This is a genomic window from Streptomyces sp. NPDC091289 (assembly GCF_044757365.1).
Lineage (GTDB): Bacteria > Actinomycetota > Actinomycetes > Streptomycetales > Streptomycetaceae > Streptomyces.
Map to the genome: position 1 here is coordinate 90,536 of NZ_JBIVUT010000001.1, position 19,217 is coordinate 109,752.

Sequence of the window (19,217 nt, forward strand, 5' to 3'; positions counted from 1 at the left end):
TCAGTCACCGGCGCGCCCGTCGGCAGCAAACGCGCTCGTGCCCTGGCGTCGCAGTCCGGCGGCGAGGCCGGCGGCCGTGCGGTGCCGGAAGACCTCCCTGGGGGCGGCCTCCCAGCCCCCGGCCCGCAGGACCCCGGCCAGCCGCACCGTGATGACGCTGTCGCCGCCCAGGGCGAAGAAGTCGTCGTCGGCGCCGACCCTCGGGAGCGAGAGCACCTCGGCCATGGCGGCGCACACCGCGCTCTCCCGCTCCCCCACCGGCTCCCGGCCGCCGACCGCCGCGCCGAAGTCGGGGGCGGGCAGCCGGTCCCGGTCCAGCTTGGCGTTGGCGGTCGTGGGCAGCGCCGCCAGCAGCACGACCGCCGCCGGGACGAGATGCGCGGGCAGCCGCTCACCGAGCCAGGCCCGCAGCGCGACCGGGTCGGGGGCGGCACCCGGCCGGGGCACCCCGTACGCGACCAGGCGGCGCACCCCGTCGTCCTCCCGGGCGGTGACGACGACCCGGGTGAGGTCCGGGTGGGCGGCGGCGACCGTCTCGATCTCGCCCGGCTCGATCCGGAAGCCCCGGATCTTCACCTGGTCGTCGGCCCGGCCGAGGAACTCCACCGCCCCGTCCTCCGTCCAGCGCGCCAGGTCCCCGGTCCGGTAGAGCCGGCTGCCGTCGCCGGCGAACGGGTCCGCGACGAAGCGTGTCGAGGTGAGCGCGGACCGGCCCCGGTAGCCACGGGCCAGTCCGGCTCCCGCGAGGTACATCTCCCCCGGCACCCCCGGCGGCACGGGCCGCAGTCCCGCGTCCAGCAGATGGATCCGGGCGTTGTCCACCGGCCGGCCGATCATCTGGCGTTCACTGTCGCGGACATGGGCGACCAGAGCGTCCACGGTGCCTTCGGTGGGACCGTACAGGTTGACCACGTCGGTGCCGGGCAGCTCGCGCAGCCGGGCCCACTGGCTGTCGGGGACGGCTTCGCCGCCGACGCCGAGCAGCGGCAGCGGGCAGCTCCCGCCCTCGGTCAGTCCGGCCTGTTCCAACTGGGCGAGCACGGTGGGGGCGACCTCGATGAAGTCGATGGTGTGGTCCCGCAGATAGCGGTGCAGCTGCTCCGGGTCGCGCTGGATGTCCTCGGCCAGCACATGGACGCAGTGCCCGTGGAACATCCACAACTGGGGCTGCCAGGAGGCGTCGAAGGAGAACGACCAGGCGTGGCCCACGCGCAGCCGGGAGCGGCCGGTGCGCTCGACGACCGGCTCGTACAGGGCCCGGCGGTGGCTGTGGAAGAGATTGGCCACACCCCGGTGGGTGATCACGACCCCCTTGGGGGTGCCGGTGGAACCGGAGGTGTAGATGAGATACGCCGGGTTCTCCGGGCGCAGCGGCCGCAACCGGTCGGCGTCGGTGGGCGGTTGGGCCGGCCGCGCGGCGAGGACGGCTCCCGTCCCGGGGTCGTCGAGCAGCACGGTGGCCGGGTGCCCGGTCCGTCCGGCGAGGGCGGTGGTGGTGAGTAGGAGGGCGGGCGAGGCGTCGGCGAGCATGAACGCGAGCCGTTCGGCCGGGTAGTCGGGGTCGAGCGGCAGATAGGCGGCTCCGGCCTGGTGCACGGCCAGGATGCTGATGAACATCTCCTCGGTGCGCGGCAGCATCAGCGCTACGAGGTCCTCCGGCCCGACGCCCCGGGCGATGAGCTCGTGCGCGAGACGGGCGGCGCGCGCCGCGACTTCGCGGAAGCTCAGGGTCGTGTCGCCGCAGACCAGGGCCGGGGCCTCGGGGTCGGTGGCGGCCGCCTCGGCGAACAGGTCGGGCAGGGTCTGCTCCGGGTGCGGCAGCGGGGCGGGGTTCCACTCCTCCAGGACGCGGCGGCGTTCGTCCGGTGCGAGGGCCTGGAGGCGGTGGACGCGGGTGTCGGGGCGGCTGCTCACCTCGGCGAGCAGGTGGGTGAGCCGCCCCAGCAGGGCGGCCGCCTGTTCCGGACCGAAGAGGTCGGGCCGGTATTCGAGGGTGAGGTGTCCGCCGGGGACGACGGCGAGGGTCAGCGGGTAGTGGGTGGCGTCGGTGTGCTCGCTGCCGGTGACGGTGAGTTCCCCGGACCGCTCCGCGCGGCGCAGCCCTTCCCCGTCGACGAAGTAGTTCTCGAACACCAGGAGTGTGTCGAAGAGTTCGCCGGCTCCCGCGCTCCGCTGGATGTCGGCAAGACCCAGGTGCTGGTGGGCGGTGAGCTTCGCCTGTTCCGCCTGGAGCCGGGCCAGCGCCTGGCGTACGGTGCCGCCCGGCCGCAGGTCGACGCGGGCCGGCAGGGTGTTGATGAAGAGGCCCGTCATGGTCTCGACGTCCTCGATCTCCGGCGGCCGGCCCGAGACGGTGGCTCCGATGACGACGTCCTGGCGCCCGGTGTGGCGGGCCAGCAGCAGCCCCCAGGCGAACTGGATCACCGTGTTGAGGGTGACGTCGGCGCTCCTGGCGAGGGCCTGGAGGCGTTCGCGCAGCGCCTCGTCGAGCTGGTGCGGGATCCGCTCGGAGAGGGCGGGACGCCTGCCGGGGTCGGCGGGGGCGATGAGGGTCGGTTCCGTGATCCCGTCCAGGGCCGCCCGCCAGGCGTCCCGGGCCGCCTCCTCGTCCTGGGTGGTGCGCCAGGCCAGGAAGTCCCTGAACGGCCGTCGCGAGGCCGGGGGTTCGGCGGGGCCGGTGAGGGAGGCGTACAACGACAGCAGTTCCTGGATCAGGACGGGCACGGACCAGCCGTCGAGGATCGCGTGGTGGTTGGTGACGAGCAGGGCGTGTTCCCGCTCCCCCAGTCGCACCAGCCGCAGGCGCAGCAGCGGTGGCGCGGTGAGGTCGAAGGGCCGGGTGCGGTCGTCTTCGGCGAGGGCCCGCAGTGCGTCCTCGCGTGCGTCGGCGGGTTCGGCGCGCAGGTCGTTCTCGGTCCAGTCGGGGGTCACGTCGTCGAGCACGATCTGTACGGGCCGGCTTCCCGCGCTGACGAAGGCGGTGCGCAGAGCGGGGTTGCGGTCGAGCAGTCCGGCGGCGGCGCGGCGCAGGGCGGCCGGGTCGAGGTCGCCGGAGAGGCGCAGGGCGAGCTGCATGGTGTAGACGTCGATGTCGTCGCCCGCCAGGTGGGTGAGGGCGTACAGCCCTTCCTGGAGCGGGGTGAGCGGCCAGACGTCGCCGAGCGCGGGCGACCGCGCCTGGAGCGCGTCGACCTGGCCCTGGTCGAGTCGTACGAGGGGGAAGTCGGACGGGGTGTGGACCGGGTCGGCCGGGGCGTCGGCGAGGGTGTGCAGCGCCTCGCACCACAGGTCCAGCAGGCGTTCGGTGCCGGCGGCGTCGAGGATGCCGCTGGCGTACGTCCACCGGGTGGCGAGCCTCGGTCCGTCCGGGCCGTCGACCGTGGAGGAGATGATCTCCAGCGGGAAGAGCACGGGGACGGTGTTGTGTTCCGGGCGCAGGGCGGGGAGCGCCTCGGGGGCGGGCGACCACGCGGCCGGTTCGGCGTCGGCGGCCGTGTCCCCGGGTCCGGTAAAGCGCCCGAGGTAGTTGAGCACGATCTCCGGGGTGCTGGTGGGTCCTGCCGGGTCGTCCAGGTGGTGCAGCAGCCCGTGTCCGATCCCCTGGTCGGGGGTCTCCCGCAGGTGTTCCTTGACGGCCATCAGGGCGCGGCGGGCCTCGTCGCCGGGTGCCCCGGCCGCTACGGAGAGGTCCGGCGCGACCGGGTACCAACTGGTGAACCAGCCCACCGTGGTGGACAGTTCGGCACCGGGCACGACGTTCTCCTCTCGCCCGTGTCCCTCGACGGCGATCACATCGTGCCCCGGGAGCTCGCCACGTTCCTCGCGCCAGCGGGCCAGGGCGAGGGCGGTGGCGGCCACGAGGACGTCGTGGACGGATCCGTGGACGGCGGCGGGGACGCGGGTGATCAGGGCCAGGGTGAGGTCGGGGTCCAGGGTGCGTTCGAGGTGGGCGACGGTCTCCTGGGTGTCGAGGGCCGGGTCGAGGGGGCGGGCCCCGAGGGCGGGGGCGTCGCGTTCCTCGCGGGCCCGCCAGGCGGGGGCCTCGGCGCGGCGGGCCGGGGCGGTCGCGGCGTCGGCGAGCCCGAGGGCCCACTGCCGGAAGGAGGTGGAGTCGCCGGGCGGGGCGGGCGGGCTTCCGGCGAGGACGTCGTCGTGGGCGGCGGCCAGGTCGGCGGTGAGGATCCGCCAGGAGACCCCGTCGACGGCGAGGTGGTGGATGACCAGGACCAGACGTCCGCTGCGGCCGGGGCCCCGGTCGCACCAGACGGCCCGGACCAACTCACCTTCCGAGGGATCCAGTTGGTCGACGGCTTCGGCGGCGAGAGCGGCGGTCAGCTCGGCCGCCCGTTCCGGTGCCTCCTCCCCCGCGTCCACGTGGAGCAGCACGGGTCCGGCGGGCCGGTCAGCGGGCCCGGGAATGTGCAGGGCCTGATGACCCGGCTCCCCCACCAGAGCGGCCCGGAGCATCGGATGACGGTCCATCAGCCTGCTGAGGGCGGCGGTCAGGGTGTCCCGTGTGGCCTCGGGCGGGGTGACGAGATGGGCGTACTGATGGAGTCCGTCGATCGGTCCGTGCTGGAGCGCCCACCGCATGATCGGGGTGAGCGGGGCCCGCCCGGCGGGGTCCAGCCGGGGTACGGCGGTGGGACCTGCGGTCGCGGCGGCGCGGGCGAGCGCGGCGGGCGTCTTGTACTCGAAGACGTCCCGGGGGGTGAGGGTCATGCCGGCCTTGCGGGCGCGGGCGACCAGTTGGATGGAGAGGATGCTGTCGCCGCCGAGGGCGAAGAAGCTGTCCTCGGCCCCGGCCGCCGGAATGCCGAGGAGTTCGGCGAAGAGCGCCGTGAGTACGGCTTCCCGGATGCCGCGCGGGGCGATGGCGGTGGCCGTGGCGGCGAGGTCGGGGGCGGGCAGGGAAGCGCGGTCGAGCTTGCCGCTGGGGGTGAGCGGCAGGGCGGCCAGGGTGACTAGGGCGGTGGGCACCATGTGGTCGGGCAGCCGCCGGGCGATGCGTTCGGTGATCTCCCCGGTGTCGGGGGCCGAACCGGTGGCGGGGACGAGGTAGCCGGTGAGCACCGGCCGCCCGGGGGTGTCCTCGCGCAGGACGACGGCCGCGGCGGCGACCTGCCGGTCCTCCGCGATGACGGCCTCGATCTCGCCGAGTTCGACGCGCAGACCGCGCAGCTTGATCTGGCCGTCGGTGCGGCCGACGTAGACGAGTGCGCCGTCCGTTCGCCGTCGTACGAGGTCGCCGGTGCGGTAGAGGCGTTCCCCGGGTACGCCGAACGGGTGGGCGACGAAGCGGTCGGCGGTGAGGGCGGGCCGGCCGAGGTAACCGCGGGCCAGTTGCGGGCCGCTCAGGTACAGCTCGCCGGTGACGCCGTCCGGGACGGGGCGCAGTCCGGCGTCGAGGACGTACGTACCGGTGTTGTGGACGGGGCGGCCGATGGGCACGGTCCCGCCCGGCTCCCCGGTGGCCTCCCAGGCGGTGACGTCGATGGCCGCCTCGGTGGGCCCGTACAGGTTGTGCAGGCCCGCACCGGGCAGGACGTCGCGCACCGTCCGGGCCAGGGAGGCGGACAGGGCCTCGCCGCTGGCGATGATCCGGTGCAGTCCGGTGCAGTCGGCGGCGCGGGGTTCGGCGGCGAAGGCGGCCAGCATGGAGGGGACGAAGTGCACGGTGGTGACGCCGTGCCGGATGACCGCCTCCGCGACCTCGGCGGGGTCGCGGTGGAGCCCGTCGGGCAGCACGACGAGGGTCGACCCGGTGAGCGTCGGCAGGAAGAACTCCCATACGGAGACGTCGAATCCGGCCGGGGTCTTCTGCAGGACTCGGTCCTCGGGCCCGAACGGGAAGTGGTCGGCCATCCAGCGGAGCCGGTTGACGAGGGCCGCATGGGTGATGACGACGGCCTTGGGGCGGCCGGTGGAGCCGGAGGTGTAGAGGACGTACGCGGCGTGCTCGGGGCGCAGGGCGGGGTGGACGCCTGCCGGGACGGCCGCCTCCCGTTCTTCCCGTACGTCCGGGGCGTCCAGCTCCAGCACGTCGAGGCCCTCGGGCACGGGCAGCTTCTCCCGCAGAGCGGTCAGGGTGATGAGGAGGCGGGGGTCGGCGTCGGTGAGCATGTGGGCGACGCGGTCGGCCGGGTACTCCGGGTCGACGGGCACATAGGCGCCGCCCGCACGCTGGACGGCGTGCAGGGCCACGACCAGGTCGGTGCTCCGGGGCAGCGCCACGGCGACGCGTGCCTCGGGGCCGACGCCCCGGTCCCGCAGGAGCGCGGCGAGCCGCCCCACGCGCCGGTCGAACTCCTCGTACGAGAGGGAGTTCTCGCCCTCGATCAGGGCGGGTACGGACGCCTGGGCCGCGTACCGCTCGGCGAGCAGGTGCGGCAGGGACACGTCCGGCAGGGGGCGTTCCTCGCCGGTGGAGGCGGCGAGGACCCGGGCCCGTTGCGCGGTGCTGAGCACGGCGGCGCGGTGGACGGGGAGTTCGGGGCGGGCGACCAGGGCGGCGAGGAGGGTGACGTAACGGTCGGCCAGGGCCTGGGCGGTGGCGTGGTCGAACAGGCTGGTCTGGTAGATCAGCATGCCGTTGATGCCGGCCCCGTCGGGCCGCTCGGCCAGGGTGAACTGGAGGTCCAGCTTGGCGACTCCGGGGTCCGCGCTGACCGGGGTGACGTCGAGCCCCGGCAGGGTGAAGGTGTCGTCGGAGACGTGTCGGAAGACCAGCAGGACCTGGAAGAGCGGGTTGCGGGCGAGGGTGCGCTCCGGGGCGACGATGTCGACGAGCTGCTCGAAGGGCAGGTCGGCGTGGTCGAAGGCGGCCAGGTCGGTGTCCCGGACCCGGGCGAGCAGTTCGTGGAACGTGGGACGGCCGCTCAGGTCGGTGCGCAGGACGAGGGTGTTGACGAAGAAGCCGATGAGGTCGTCGAACTTCTCGTCGGTGCGACCGGCCACCGGGGTGCCGAGGGGGATGTCGGTGCCCGCCCCGTGCGCGGAGAGGAGGACGGCCAGGGCCGCCTGGACGGCCATGAAGACGCTGGTGCCGTTGCGGGCGGCCAGCGTCCGCAGGTCCGCGTGGACCGCCGGGTCGACGGCGAAGGTGACGGTGGCGCCCTCGTGGGTCTCCTCGGCGGGGCGCGGGCGGTCGTAGGGCAGGGCGAGTTCGTCGGGCGATCCGGCGAGCGTCCGCTCCCAGAACGCGGCCTGGCGCGCGGCCTGGCTGGTGGGGTCGCTCACCTCGCCGAGGACGTCGCGCTGCCAGAGCGCGTAGTCGGCGTAGTCGACCGGGAGCGGCTGCCAGTCGGGGTCGGTGCCGGTGACGCGTGCGGTGTAGGCGGTGCGCAGATCGTCGACGAGGGGGCGCATCGACCATTCGTCACCGGCGATGTGATGGAGGGTCAGGGCGAGGACGTGGTCGGTCTCGGTGCGCAGCAGCTGGGCCCTGAGCGGGATCTCCTCGATGATGTCGATGGGCTGGGTCACCCGGGCCCTCAACGCAGCTTCGAGATCCGCCTCGGCGACCTCGGTGGCGTCGGCGAGGGCTCGGTCGCAGACGGCGCGGGCGCTCTCCTCCTCGAGGATGTACTGATGGGGCAGCCCGTCCGCGTCCGGATAGACGGTGCGCAGGCTCTCGTGGCGGGTGACGACATCGCCGACGGCCAGCCGCAGCGCCTCCCGGTCCGGTTCCCCGCCGAGGCGGACCACGATGAACAGGTTGTAGGTGGCGCTGGGGCCGTCCAGGCGATGCAGGAACCACAGCCGGCTCTGCGCGAACGACAGCGGGATCGTCTCGCCGGGGCGGCGCTCCCGTCGTACGGGAGCGGTGCGGGCGACCGGGCGCGGCAGCACGGTCCGGGCGAGGGCGGCGGGGGTGGGGTGCTCGAAGATGTCGCGCAGGGCGACCTCGACGCCGAGGGTGGTGCGGAGCCGGTTGGCGAGCTGCATGGCGAGCAGCGAGTGACCGCCGAGGTGGAAGAAGTCGTCGTCGGGCCCCGTGCGGTCGAGGCCGAGGACATCGGCGAAGAGCTCCCCGAGGACGGCCTCCCGGGCGTCCCGGGGCGCGCGGGCCCGCTCCCCTCCGGAGGCCTGGGGTGCGGGCAGGGCCGCCCGGTCGACCTTGCCGTTGGGGGTCAGCGGCAGGGCGGGCAGCCGCATGACGACGGAGGGGACGAGGTGCTCGGGCAGCCGTTCGGCCAGGTAGGGCCGCACGTCCGTGGCGGTGGCGGTTCCGGTGACATAGGCGACGAGGCGCACCGCGCCGCTCGGGTCGGGGAGGCCGACGACCACGGCGTCGGTGACCTCGGGGTGGCTGCGCAGGACGGCCTCGATCTCGCCGGGCTCGACGCGGTGGCCGCGGACCTTCAGCTGGTGGTCGGTGCGGCCGAGGACGGACAGGGTGCCGTCGTCCTGGAGGCGGGCCAGGTCACCGGTGCGGTACATCCGGCTGCCGGGTGTGCCGTACGGGTCGGCGGTGAACCGGGAGGCGGTGAGCGCGCCCCGGCCGAGGTAGCCGCGGGCGAGCCCCGCGCCGCCGATGTACAGCTCACCGGGCACGCCGGGCGGGACCGGCCGCAGCCAGGGGTCCAGGACGCGCAGGGTGGTGTTGTGCAGGGCGTGTCCGACGTGCGGGGTGCCGCCGTCGGGGGCGAGGTCGGCGACGGTGGACCAGATGGTGGTCTCGGTCGGCCCGTAGAGGTTGAGCAGCCGCGCTCCCCCGGTGGCGAGGCGTTCGGCGAGGTCGGCGGGGAGCGGCTCGCCGCCGCTCAGGACGCAGAGGCCGTCCAGCAGCTCCGGTGCGGCGTCGATGATGCCGCGCCACAGCGACGGGGTGGCCTGGAGGTGGGTGGCTCCGGTGCGCTCGGCGAGGGCGGACAGCAGCAGCGGGTCGAGGACTTCCTCCCGCTGGGCGAGGACGACGGCGGCCCCGGTGACGAGGGGCACGAAGAGTTCCAGGGCCGCGATGTCGAAGCTGACGGTGGTGACGGCCAGGAGCCGGTGGCCGGGCCCGGCGTCGAGGCTCTCCGCGACCGCGTCGAGGAGGTTGGCGAGGGCCCGGTGGGTGACGACGACGCCCTTGGGGTTCCCGGTGGAGCCCGAGGTGTGGATGACGTACGCGGTCGCCTCGGGCGCGGGTGCGGTGCCGGGCAGTTCGGTGAGGGGGCCGTCGTACGGGCCCGGGGCCAGGACCGGGTGGTCGGGGCGGATCACCAGCAGCGGGTCGGAGTCCGCCAGCAGATAGGCGACGCGGTCGGCCGGGAAGTCCGGGTCGACGGGGACGTAGGCGGCTCCGGTGGCGGAGACCGCGAGCAGCACGGCGACCAGGTCGGCGCTCCGGGGCAGCGCGACGGCGATCAGCCGCTCGGGCCCGGCTCCGAGGTCGCGCAGCCGCCCGGCGACGGCGGTGACCCGGTCGGCGAGGTGGGCGTAGCTCCACTCCTCGTCGCCCGCGATCAGCGCGGTCGCGTCGGATGTCTCGGCGGCCCGGCGCAGGAAGCGTCCGGCGAGGCCGAGCCGGCTGATGTCGTGGGAGGGCCCGTCGAGGCGGGCCGGCTCGGCGAGACCGGGCAGGACGGCGGCGGCGGTGCTGTCGGGGTGGTCGACGAGCTGTTCCAGGACGGCGAGCAGCTGTGCGCCGATGGTGGCGACCTGGTCGGCGGTGAGGAGTTCGGGGCGGTGATCGAGGGCGAGGGCGAGGCGGTCGCGGCCGGGCAGGGCGACCAGGACCAGCGGGTAGTGGGTGGCGTCGTGGCCGCGTGCTCCGGTGACGAGCAGTCCGGCCCGCTCCTCGGTGCGGCGCAACTGTTCGGCGTCGACCGGGAAGTTCTCGAAGAGGACGAGGGTGTCGAAGAGTTCGCGGTGTCCGGCGAGGCGCTGGAGCTCGGCGAGCGGCTCGTACTGATGATCCATCAGCACGGCTTGCCGCTCGCCCAGTTGCTGCACGAGGGCGGCGAGGGTCTGGGCGGGGCGCGGGGTGACCCGGGTGGGCACGGTGTTGATGAACAGGCCGATCATGTCGTGCGAGCCGTCGAGGTCGGCGGGGCGTCCGGAGACGGTGACGCCGAACGTCACGTCGGTGCGGCCGGTGAGCCGGCCCAGCAGCAGGCCCCAGGCGCTCTGGAGGACGGTGCTGACGGTGACGTCGTGGGCGCGGGCGAAGGCGTGGACGCGGGCCACCAGGTCGTCGGGGAGCGGGACGTCGACGCGTTCGGGCGTGCCCGCGGGCATCGCGGCGGCTTCCGGGACGAGCCGGGTGGGGCCGTCGATCCCGGCGAGCGCCTCCTGCCACAGGCCTTGCGTGGTGGCGCGGTCGCGGTCCTTCAGCCAGAGCAGGTAGTCGCGGTAGGGGCGGGGGGCGGGTCCGGGCGTGCCCCGGTAGAGGGCGAGCAGGTCCCGCACGAGCAGAGGTCCCGACCAGCCGTCGAGGAGGATGTGGTGGGAGGTGACGGCGAGCAGGTGGCGGCGTTCCCCGAGCCGGACGACGGTGAGCCGCAGCAGCGGCGGGGCGGTCAGGTCGAAGCCCTGTCGCCGGTCGGCGGCCAGGATGTTCTGCGCCCTGCCCTGCCGCCGCCCCTCGGACAGGTCGGGTGAGGTCAGGTCGTAGGCGTGTACGGGGATCTCGGCCTCGGCGGGGACGACCTGGAGCGGGTCGGCTCCCCGGCGGCCGTGGAATCCGGCGCGGAGGTTGGGGTGGCGGGCGAGGAGGGCGCGTCCGGCGCGGCGGAGCCGCTCGGTGTCGAGGTCGCCCTCGATGTCGAGGGCGGTCTGGGTGGTGTAGACGTCGGGCCCGTCGCCCTCCGCGCCGAAGCCGGTGAGGAAGTACAGCCCGGCCTGGAGCGGAGAGAGCGGCAGCAGGTCGGCGAGAGGGGTGCGGGCCTCCAGGGTGTCGATCTCCGGCTGGTCGACCTCGACGAGCGGGAAGTCGCCGGGGGTGTGTCCGCCGGCCGCCGGGTCGTCCAGCAGGCGGGTCAGGTTGCGCAGGGCGGTGGTCCAGAGGGCGGCGAGGCGCTCGACCTCCGCGGCCTCCAGCAGCCGGCCGGGGAAGCTGAAGCCTGCCTGGAGGGCGGGCCCCTGGGGTCCGTCCACGACGGAGGCGTTGAGGGTGAGGGTGTGCGAGGCGGGCAGTGCGTCGTCCGCTCCCCCGCCCAGGGATCCGGTCAGGGCCGGGCTCCAGGGCGCGGGCGGACCGGGTTGCGCGGCGGTACCCGAACTCCCGAAGCGGCCCAGGTAGTTGTAGGCGATGCGCGGTTCGGGCAGGGCGGCCAGGCGGTCGCGCAGCTCGGGGTTCAGGTGCCGCAGCAGGCCGAAGCCGAGCCCGTTGTCGGGTGCGGCCCCCAGCAGTTCCTTGATCCGCTTGACCGCGCCCGCCAGCTCGTCGCCGCTCGGCGAGCCGAGGCCGCCGTGGCCGCCCAGGTCCAGGCGTACGGGGTGGACGGCGGTGAACCAGCCGACGGTACGCGACAGTTCGGCGTCGGGCACCAGGTGGTCGGCGCGGCCGTGGCCCTCGATGTCGACGACCACCGGTTCGGTGTCGCCGCGCCAGGCCGCGAGGGCCAGGGCGAGGGCGGTGACCAGGAAGGTGTCGGGGCCCGCGTGGAAGCGTTCGGGCAGGTCGGTGAGGAGGGGCAGGGTGTGCTCGGGCGCGAGTTCGACGGGGACCGTCGTCACGGTGGCGAGGGTGTCCAGGGTCGGGTCGAGGGCGGGCAGAGCCGGTCCCGGGGCGGGCAGAGCCGACCCTCGGGCGGGCGGAGCCGCTTCTCCGCCGTCGCCGAGTACGGCGGTCCAGTGCGCGGCCTCGGCGGCACGCTCGGGGGCCAGCGCTGCCTGCTCAAGCCCCTGGGCCCAGTCGGCGAAGGAGGTTTCCACGGGCGGGAGTTCGACGGTGCGGCCGTGGCGTTCGGCTTCGAGGGAGGTGGCGAGGTCCTGGGTGAGGATGCGCCAGGAGACCCCGTCGACGACCGCGTGGTGGATGAGCAGGGCGAGCAGTCCGCCCCGGTCGGGGCCGGCGTCCAGCCAGACGGCCCGGACCATGGATCCGGCGTACGGGTCGAGCAGCCTGGAGGCTTCGCGGGCCCGGGCGCGCAGGGTGGGCAGCAGGTCCTCGTCGGCCGTCTCGACAGCGTCGATCCGGGTCAGCGGCGTCGGCCGGGGGTCGTCGCCGGGGGCGGGGATCTCCAGGGTGCGGTCGGTGAGCCGGGCCCGCAGCACATCGTGGTGGCCGCGGACGCGGCCCAGTCCGGCGGAGAGCTGTTCGGCGGTCGCGCCGGCCGGGGTGTGGAGGACGGTGGACTGATGGTAGTCGGCGATGGGCCCGCCGCGTTCCACGAGCCACCGCAGGATGGGGGTGAGGGGCGCGCTGCGTGCGGTGCGTTCGGCGGGGGCGGCCGTGTCGTCCACCGTGCGGGCAAGGGCGGCGAGTTGCTCGACCGTACGCCGTTCGAAGACATCGCGGGGGCTGAGCTTGAGGCCTCGGCGGCGGGCGGCCCCGACGAGCTGGATGGCGGAGATGGAGTCGCCGCCGAGGGCGAAGAAGCTGTCCTCGACGCCGACTTCGGGCAGGTGGAGGATCTCGGCGAAGAGAGCGGCCAGTTCCTTCTCGCGGTCGGTGCGCGGGGCGGTGCCGCCGCCGGTGGCGGTGAAGTCGGGTGCGGGCAGAGCGGTTCGGTCGGTCTTGTTGGCCGCGGTGAGCGGCAGCGCGTCGAGGAGGACGACCGCCGCCGGGACCATGTGGTCGGGCAGGGTCTCGGCGGCCCAGGCGACGATGTCCGCCGGTCGCGGGTCGCCGCCGGGTACGGGGACGGCGTGGGCGACGAGCCTGCGGACGCCCCGGTGGTCGGTGTGGCCGGTGACGACGGCCTGGGCGAGAGCCGGGTGGGCGGTGAGGCGGGCCTCGACCTCGCCGGGTTCGACGCGGAAGCCGCGGATCTTCAGCTGGTGGTCGGTGCGGCCCGCGTACTCCAGCTCGCCCCGCTCGTTCCAGCGGGCCAGGTCCCCGGTGCGGTACATGCGGGTGCCGGGTGGGCCGTAGGGGTCGGCGACGAAACGGTCGGCGGTGATCGGCGGGCGGCCGAGGTAGCCGCGGGCGAGGCCGGGTCCGCCGATGTACAGCTCGCCCAGGACGCCGGGGGCGACCGGGCGCAGCGCGGTGTCGAGGACGTAGGCGCGCTTGTTGACGTCCGGCGGGCCGATCGGCACGGGTCCGCCGGTCCACTCGGCCGGGACCTCCCAGGTGGCGGAGTTCACCACGGCTTCGGTGGGCCCGTAGGCGTTGAAGAGGCGGTGGCGGCCCGCCCAGGCGCGGACGGTCTCCGGGGGCAGCGCCTCGGTGCCGACGATCAGACTCATGCCCTCGGGGAGCAGCGCGCCCGGCGGCAGGGAGGCGACGACGGTCGGCGGGATCACGGCCAGGGTGACGGCGGCCCGGTTCAGGAAGTCGGCGAGCGGGGCCCCGGCCCGCTCCTCCTCCGGGACGATCACCAGAGTCGCCCCGGAGAAGAGGGAGTTGGCGAGTTCGCAGAAGGTGACGTCGAAGCTGGGGGACGCGAACTGGGTGACCCGGTCGCCGGGCCGGGTGGCGAAGCAGGCGTGCGCCCAGGCGATGAGGTCGACGAGCGGCCGGTGTTCGACGAGGACGCCCTTGGGCCGGCCCGTGGAGCCGGAGGTGTAGATGAGGTAGGCCCCGTTGTGCAGCCGCAGCGGGGCCCGGCGGTCGGCGTCGGTGGGATCGTGGTCGGGCAGACCGTCGGGCAGCCGGTCGGTCGTGATGACGGTCGTGTCGCCGGACCAGGCGGTGTGGTCGGTGCCGGAGTGGGCGAGGACGACGGCCGCCCCGCTGTCGGCGATCAGGCCGGTGAGGCGGTCGGCGGGCTGGTCCGGGTCGAGCGGGGCGAAGACGCCGCCCGCCTTGCCGACGGCGAGCTGCGCGACGTACACGTCGGCTCCCCGGCGCAGGGCGACGCCGACGACGTCCTCGGGGCCGGTGCCCGCCGCGATGAGGGCGTGGGCGAGCCGGTTGGCGCGGGTGTTCAGCTCGGCGTACGTGAGGACGCGTCCGGCGTCGTCGACGGCGGGCCGGTCGGGGTGCGCTGCGGCCTGCCGCTGGAAGAGGACGGGGAGGGTGGCGGGCTCGACGTCGACGGTGTCGGCGTTGAAGGCGTTCAGGACCTGGTCGCGTTCCTCCGGGGTGAGGAGGTCGGTGCGGGGCAGCGGGCGGTGCGGGTCGGCGGTGAACTCCTCGACGGCGCGCCGGAGTCGGGCGGCGACGCGGGCGGCGTCGGCCGCGCTCAGGGCGTCGGCGCGGTAGCGCAGCCGCAGGACCGGGCCTCCGTCGGCCCCGGGGGCGGCGACCAGGGTGAGCGGGTAGTGGGTGGCGTCCCGACCGGTGACGGCCTCGACGCGCAGCCCGGCGAACTCCTTGGCCCCGGCTGCCGTTTGGTCGTCGGCCCCGGTGTCGACGAGGTAGTTCTCGAACACGCACAGGGTGTCGAACAGGGGGCCGCCGGTGTCGGTGAGCTTCTGGATCCGGGCGAGCGCGACATGGTGGTGCGCCAGGAGGGCGGCCTGTTCGGCGGCGGTGCGCCGGACGAGTTCGGCGAGGGTCTCGTCGTGCCGGATCCGGACCCGCACCGGAAGGGTGTTGATGAAGAGCCCCACCATGGACGCGGCCCCGGCCAGCTCGGCGGGCCTGCCGGACACGGTGGTGCCCGACACGATGTCCCGACGCCCGGTCGTATCGGCCAGGACGAGGGACCACAGGGTCTGTACGACGACGGGCACGGTGACGTCCAGCGCCCGGGCGGCGGCGACCAGGGCGGCTGCGAATTCGGGAGCCAACTCCACATCATGTGTGGCTGGTTCGGCCTGCGGCTGGCCGTCCAGGCCGGGTGCGATGACGGTCGGGCCGTCGAGGCCGGCCAGCGCCTCGCGCCAGGCGCGCTCGTCGGCGGCGGTGTCCTGGGCGGCGGCCCAGGCCAGGTAGTCGCGGTACGGGCGGACCTCGGGCAGGGCGGTGGGCGCGCCGTCGGCCGCGTACAGGGCGAAGAGCTCCTGGACGACGCGGGCGGTGGACCAGCCGTCCAGCAGCAGATGGTGGTGGGTGAAGAGCAGCCGGTGGCGTTCGGGGGCCAGGCGGATCGCGGTGAAGCGGATCAGGGGCGGCCGGGCCAGGTCGAAGCGGGTGTGCCGGTCGGCGTCGGTGAGGCGGAGCACCCGCCGGTCGCGTTCGGCGGGGTCGAGGCCGGAGAGGTCGGCGTCCTGCCAGGGAATGTCCACCGTGTGCGGGACGACGGTGACCGGGTCGCCGTTGCGGCGGGTGCGGAAGGCGGCCTTGAGGTTGGGGTGGCGGGTCAGGAGGGCCTCGGCGGCGCGGCGCAGGCGGTCCGTGTCGAGCGGTCCCGTCAGGTCCAGGCCGAGCTGCACGTTGTAGACGTCCAGCGCGCTGTCGTCGTAGGACGACAGGAAGTAGAGCCCCTGTTGGAGCGGGGACAGCGGGAGTATGTCCTGCAGTCCCTGGGGTGCGCCGGTCACGTGGTCCTCCACTCGTCTTCGAACTCATCGATTTCGTCCTGGCTCAGCGTCAGCAGGCCGAGGTCGGACGGGGTGTGCCCGGCGGCCTGGGTGCGGGCGGCCGCGACCAGGGTCTCCAGGGCGGTGCGCCACCAGCGGTCCAGGACCGCGATCTCCTCGTCGCTCACGAGCCGGCTCGCGTGGTGCCAGCTGACGGAGAGCTCGGTGCCCGAGGGGCGGCGCAGTGCGGTGATGTCGAGGTCCACCGCGGTGTGGACGCCGAGCGCGGGGGCCGGACGCCATACGGCGGCCGACTCGGGGCTGGGGGTCCAGGGTTCGGGTGCTGCGGCACCGGCGTCGCCGACGTCGTAGCGGCCCAGGTAGTTGAAGCCGGTCAGGGGTTCCGGGCGGGCGGCGAGCGTGGCCTCGGATTCGGCATCCAGGTGGCGCAGTTGGCCGTATCCGATGCCGTGGTCGGGGACGGCGCGCAGTTGCTCCTTGATCTGCTTGAGGAGCCGTCCGGCCGCGTTCGGGTCCGCGATGGTGGTGTCGGGACCTGCCTCTGTGAGCCGCCCCCGGAACGGGTACTGGCTGGTGAACCAGCCCACCGTCCGGGCGGGGGCGGCGACTTCGGGGAGCGCGCCGTCGCGGCCGTGCCCTTCGAGCAGCAGGAGGGTGCTGTCCTCGCTGCGCCAGCGGCTGTGGGCGAGGACGAACGCGGTGAGCAGGACGTCCTGTTCGGTGCAGTGGAACGCCGCGGTCACCTCGTTGAGGGCGGGTTCGGCCAGGTCGGCGGGGACGGTGGTGGTCAGCCGGTGGACGGTGTCCGGGGTGTCCGTGGCGGGGTCGGGTGCGCGGCCGTACGGGGCGGGCCCGTGGTCGCCCAGCACCTCGCTCCAGTAGGGGAGTTCGGCTCGCCGGTCGGGAGCGGTGCCGGTGAGGGCCCGGGACCAGGTGCGGAAGGAGGTCTCCACCGGGGGCAGCGGCGCGTCCGGGTCGGCGCACAGCTGGGCGAGGTCGGGGAGCAGGATCCGCCAGGACACCGCGTCGACCACCAGGTGATGGGCGACGAGCAGGAGCCGGCCGGGTTCCCCGTCGCCGGGGTCGAGGAAGGCGGCGCGCAGCATGTGGCCGGTGTGCGGCTCGAGTTCGCCGACGGCGGCGCGCGCGGTCGCGGTGATCGCGTCCGTGAGCGATGCGCCCGTGCTCGCACGCACCTCCACATGGTGCAGCACGTCGTCCGTGAGGGCCGGGCCCTCGGGGACGTGCAGGGTCCACGCTTCGCTCTCCGCGCCGTCCAGCCGGGCGGCGAGGACGGGGTGATGGGCGACGAGGCTCCCGAGTGCCCGGCGCAGCCGCTCGGCGGTGAGACCGGGCGGGGTCGTGACCAGGAGGGACTGGTGGAAGGTGCGGTGGTCGCCGCCGCGCCGGCGCAGCGCGTGCATGACGGGTGTGAGCGGGACGGGCCCGGCCCCCGGGTCGTGGACCAGGGCGGCGGTCTCCTCCCGCCGGGCGACCCGGGCGAGGGCGGACACCGTGCGTTGTTCGAAGACGTCCCGGGGGCTGAGCACGAGCCCGCGTCGCCGGGCGGCGCTGACCAGCACGATGGAGGTGATGCTGTCGCCGCCGAGGCCGAAGAAGCTGTCGTGCCGTCCGACGGCGGGCAACTTCAGCAGGTCGGCGATCAGTTCGGCGAGGATCCGCTCGGTGGCGTCCTCCGGAAGCTCCGCGCCCGAAGGGTCCGCGATGGCGGGCGCGGGGAGCGCGGAGCGGTCCACCTTGCCGCTCACGGTGAGCGGGAAGCGGTCCAGGACGACGACGTCGGAGGGGACGAGGGCCCCGGGCAGGAGGGCGGCGCTGTGCGTGATCAGGTCGGCGGGGAGCGGTGGCGTGGACGGGTCGTCGGGGGTGACGTAACCGACGAGCCGGGCCGCTCCTGGCAGGTCGTCGCGTACGAGGACGAGGGCGTCTCGGACGCCCGGGTGGCCGAGCAGGGCGGTCCGCACCTCCGCCGGCTCGATGCGTACGCCGCGCAGCTTCACCTGGTCGTCGGCGCGGCGCAGATACTCCAGCTCGCCGCGTACGTTCCAGCGGGCCAGGTCGCCGGTGCGGTAGAGCCGCTCCCCCGGCGCGCCGAACGGGTCGGCGACGAAGCGTTCGGCGGTCCCCGCACCCCGGCCGAGATAGCCGAGCGCCAACTGCGCCCCGCCCAGATACAGTTCGCCGCTCACCCCGGGCGGCACGGGCCGCAGGGCCGCGTCCAGGACGTAGGCGCGGGTGCCGGCTCCCGGGGTGCCGAGCGGGACGAGGGGCTGCTCACCGGGCACGGCGGTGCGGGCGGTGACGTCGACGGCCGCCTCGGTCGGCCCGTACTGGTTGACGACGGGGGCGGCGCACACCTCGGCGCAGCGCCGCACCAGCTCGTCGGTGAGGGCTTCGCCACCGCTGAAGATCCACCGCAGCGAGGTGCAGTGTGCCGCCTCGGGTTCGGCGGCGAACAGGGCGAGCATCGAGGGCACGAAGTGGACGGCGTGGACGCCGTGTTCGCGGATCAGCCGGGCGAGGTGGGCGGGGTCGCGGTGCCCGTCGGGTCCGGCGAGGACGACGGCGGCTCCGGTGAGCAGCGGCCCGGTCAGCTCCCAGACGGAGACGTCGAAGCCGGGGGCGGCCTTGGCCAGCATGCGGTCCCCCGGCCCGAGGGGGAAGCGCCGCTGCGTCCAGGCGAGCCGGTTGGCGAGCGCCCCGTGCGGCACGACGACGGCCTTGGGGCGGCCGGTGGAACCGGAGGTGTGCAGGATGTACGCGGGCTGCCTGGGATGGGGTTCGGCGGGGGCGAGGCCTGCGGGGGCCGCCGGGCGCGGGTCGTCGAGGAGCAGGACCGGCCGGTCGAACCCGTCGGGCACCAGGCCCCGGTGGGCGCGGTCGGTGAGCAGTACTGCGGGCGGGTTGTCGCCGAGCATGGCGGAGAGCCGGGCGGCCGGGTGGTCCGGGTCCAGGGGCAGATACGCCCCGCCCGCCTGGAGCACGGCGTGTGCGGCGGTGACGAGCTCCGTCGAGCGGGGCTGGAGTACGGCGACGGCTTCGCCGCGGCCCACCCCGTGCTCACGGAGGAGGGCGGCGAGTGACCGGGCGTCGCCCAGGAGTTCGCCGTACGGGACGGTGCGGTCGCCGTCGATCACGGCGGGGGCATCGGGCATGCGGGCGGCCTGCTCGGCAAACTCCCGGGCGATGCAAGGCGGTTGTACGGGCTCCTCGGCGCTGTTCCAGGCGGTGAGGAGCTGGTGGTGTTCGGCGTCGGTGAGCAGGCGGAGGCCTCCGACGGGCCGGTCGGGACGCTCCGCGAAGGCGGCCAGGACGCGTCCGTACCAGTCGGCGATCCTGCGTACCGTCGCCGCGTCGAAGAGCCCGGTGCGGTAGGTGATGCCGCCGTTCAACGCGCCGTCGGCTCCCGGTTCCTGGACCAGGGTGACGGTGAGGTCGAACTTGGCGGTGCGGGTGTGCACCGCGACGGGTTCGCTGGCCCGGCCTCCGAGTTCCGGTCCTTCGGCGGTACGTGTCTGGTAGTTCAGCATCACTTGGAACAACGGGTGCCGTTCCAGGGAGCGTTCGACGTCGAGCAGGTCCACCAGCCGTTCGAAGGGGACATCGGCGTGGTCGAGTGCGTCGAGCGTGGCGGCCCTGGCGCGGGCCACGAGCCGGGCCGGGGTCGGGTC

2 protein-coding genes (1 of these 2 cut by a window edge) are annotated in these 19,217 nt (G+C 74.7%); both read right to left on the bottom strand.

Features of this window, described 5'->3' with window-relative positions:
• On the bottom strand, nucleotides 1-15,525 hold the full coding sequence (locus ACIQPT_RS00435) for an amino acid adenylation domain-containing protein (protein WP_401150812.1): 15,525 nt from the start codon (nucleotides 15,523-15,525) through the stop codon (nucleotides 1-3).
• Nucleotides 15,522-19,217, bottom strand: the 3' end of a protein-coding gene (locus tag ACIQPT_RS00440; RefSeq protein ID WP_401150814.1) for an amino acid adenylation domain-containing protein. The gene runs 11,889 nt beyond the window's last position; 3,696 of the gene's 15,585 nt are visible here — the last part of the coding sequence; its start codon lies beyond the right edge, outside the window; its stop codon occupies nucleotides 15,522-15,524. The genes ACIQPT_RS00435 and ACIQPT_RS00440 overlap by 4 nt, the downstream gene beginning before the upstream one ends.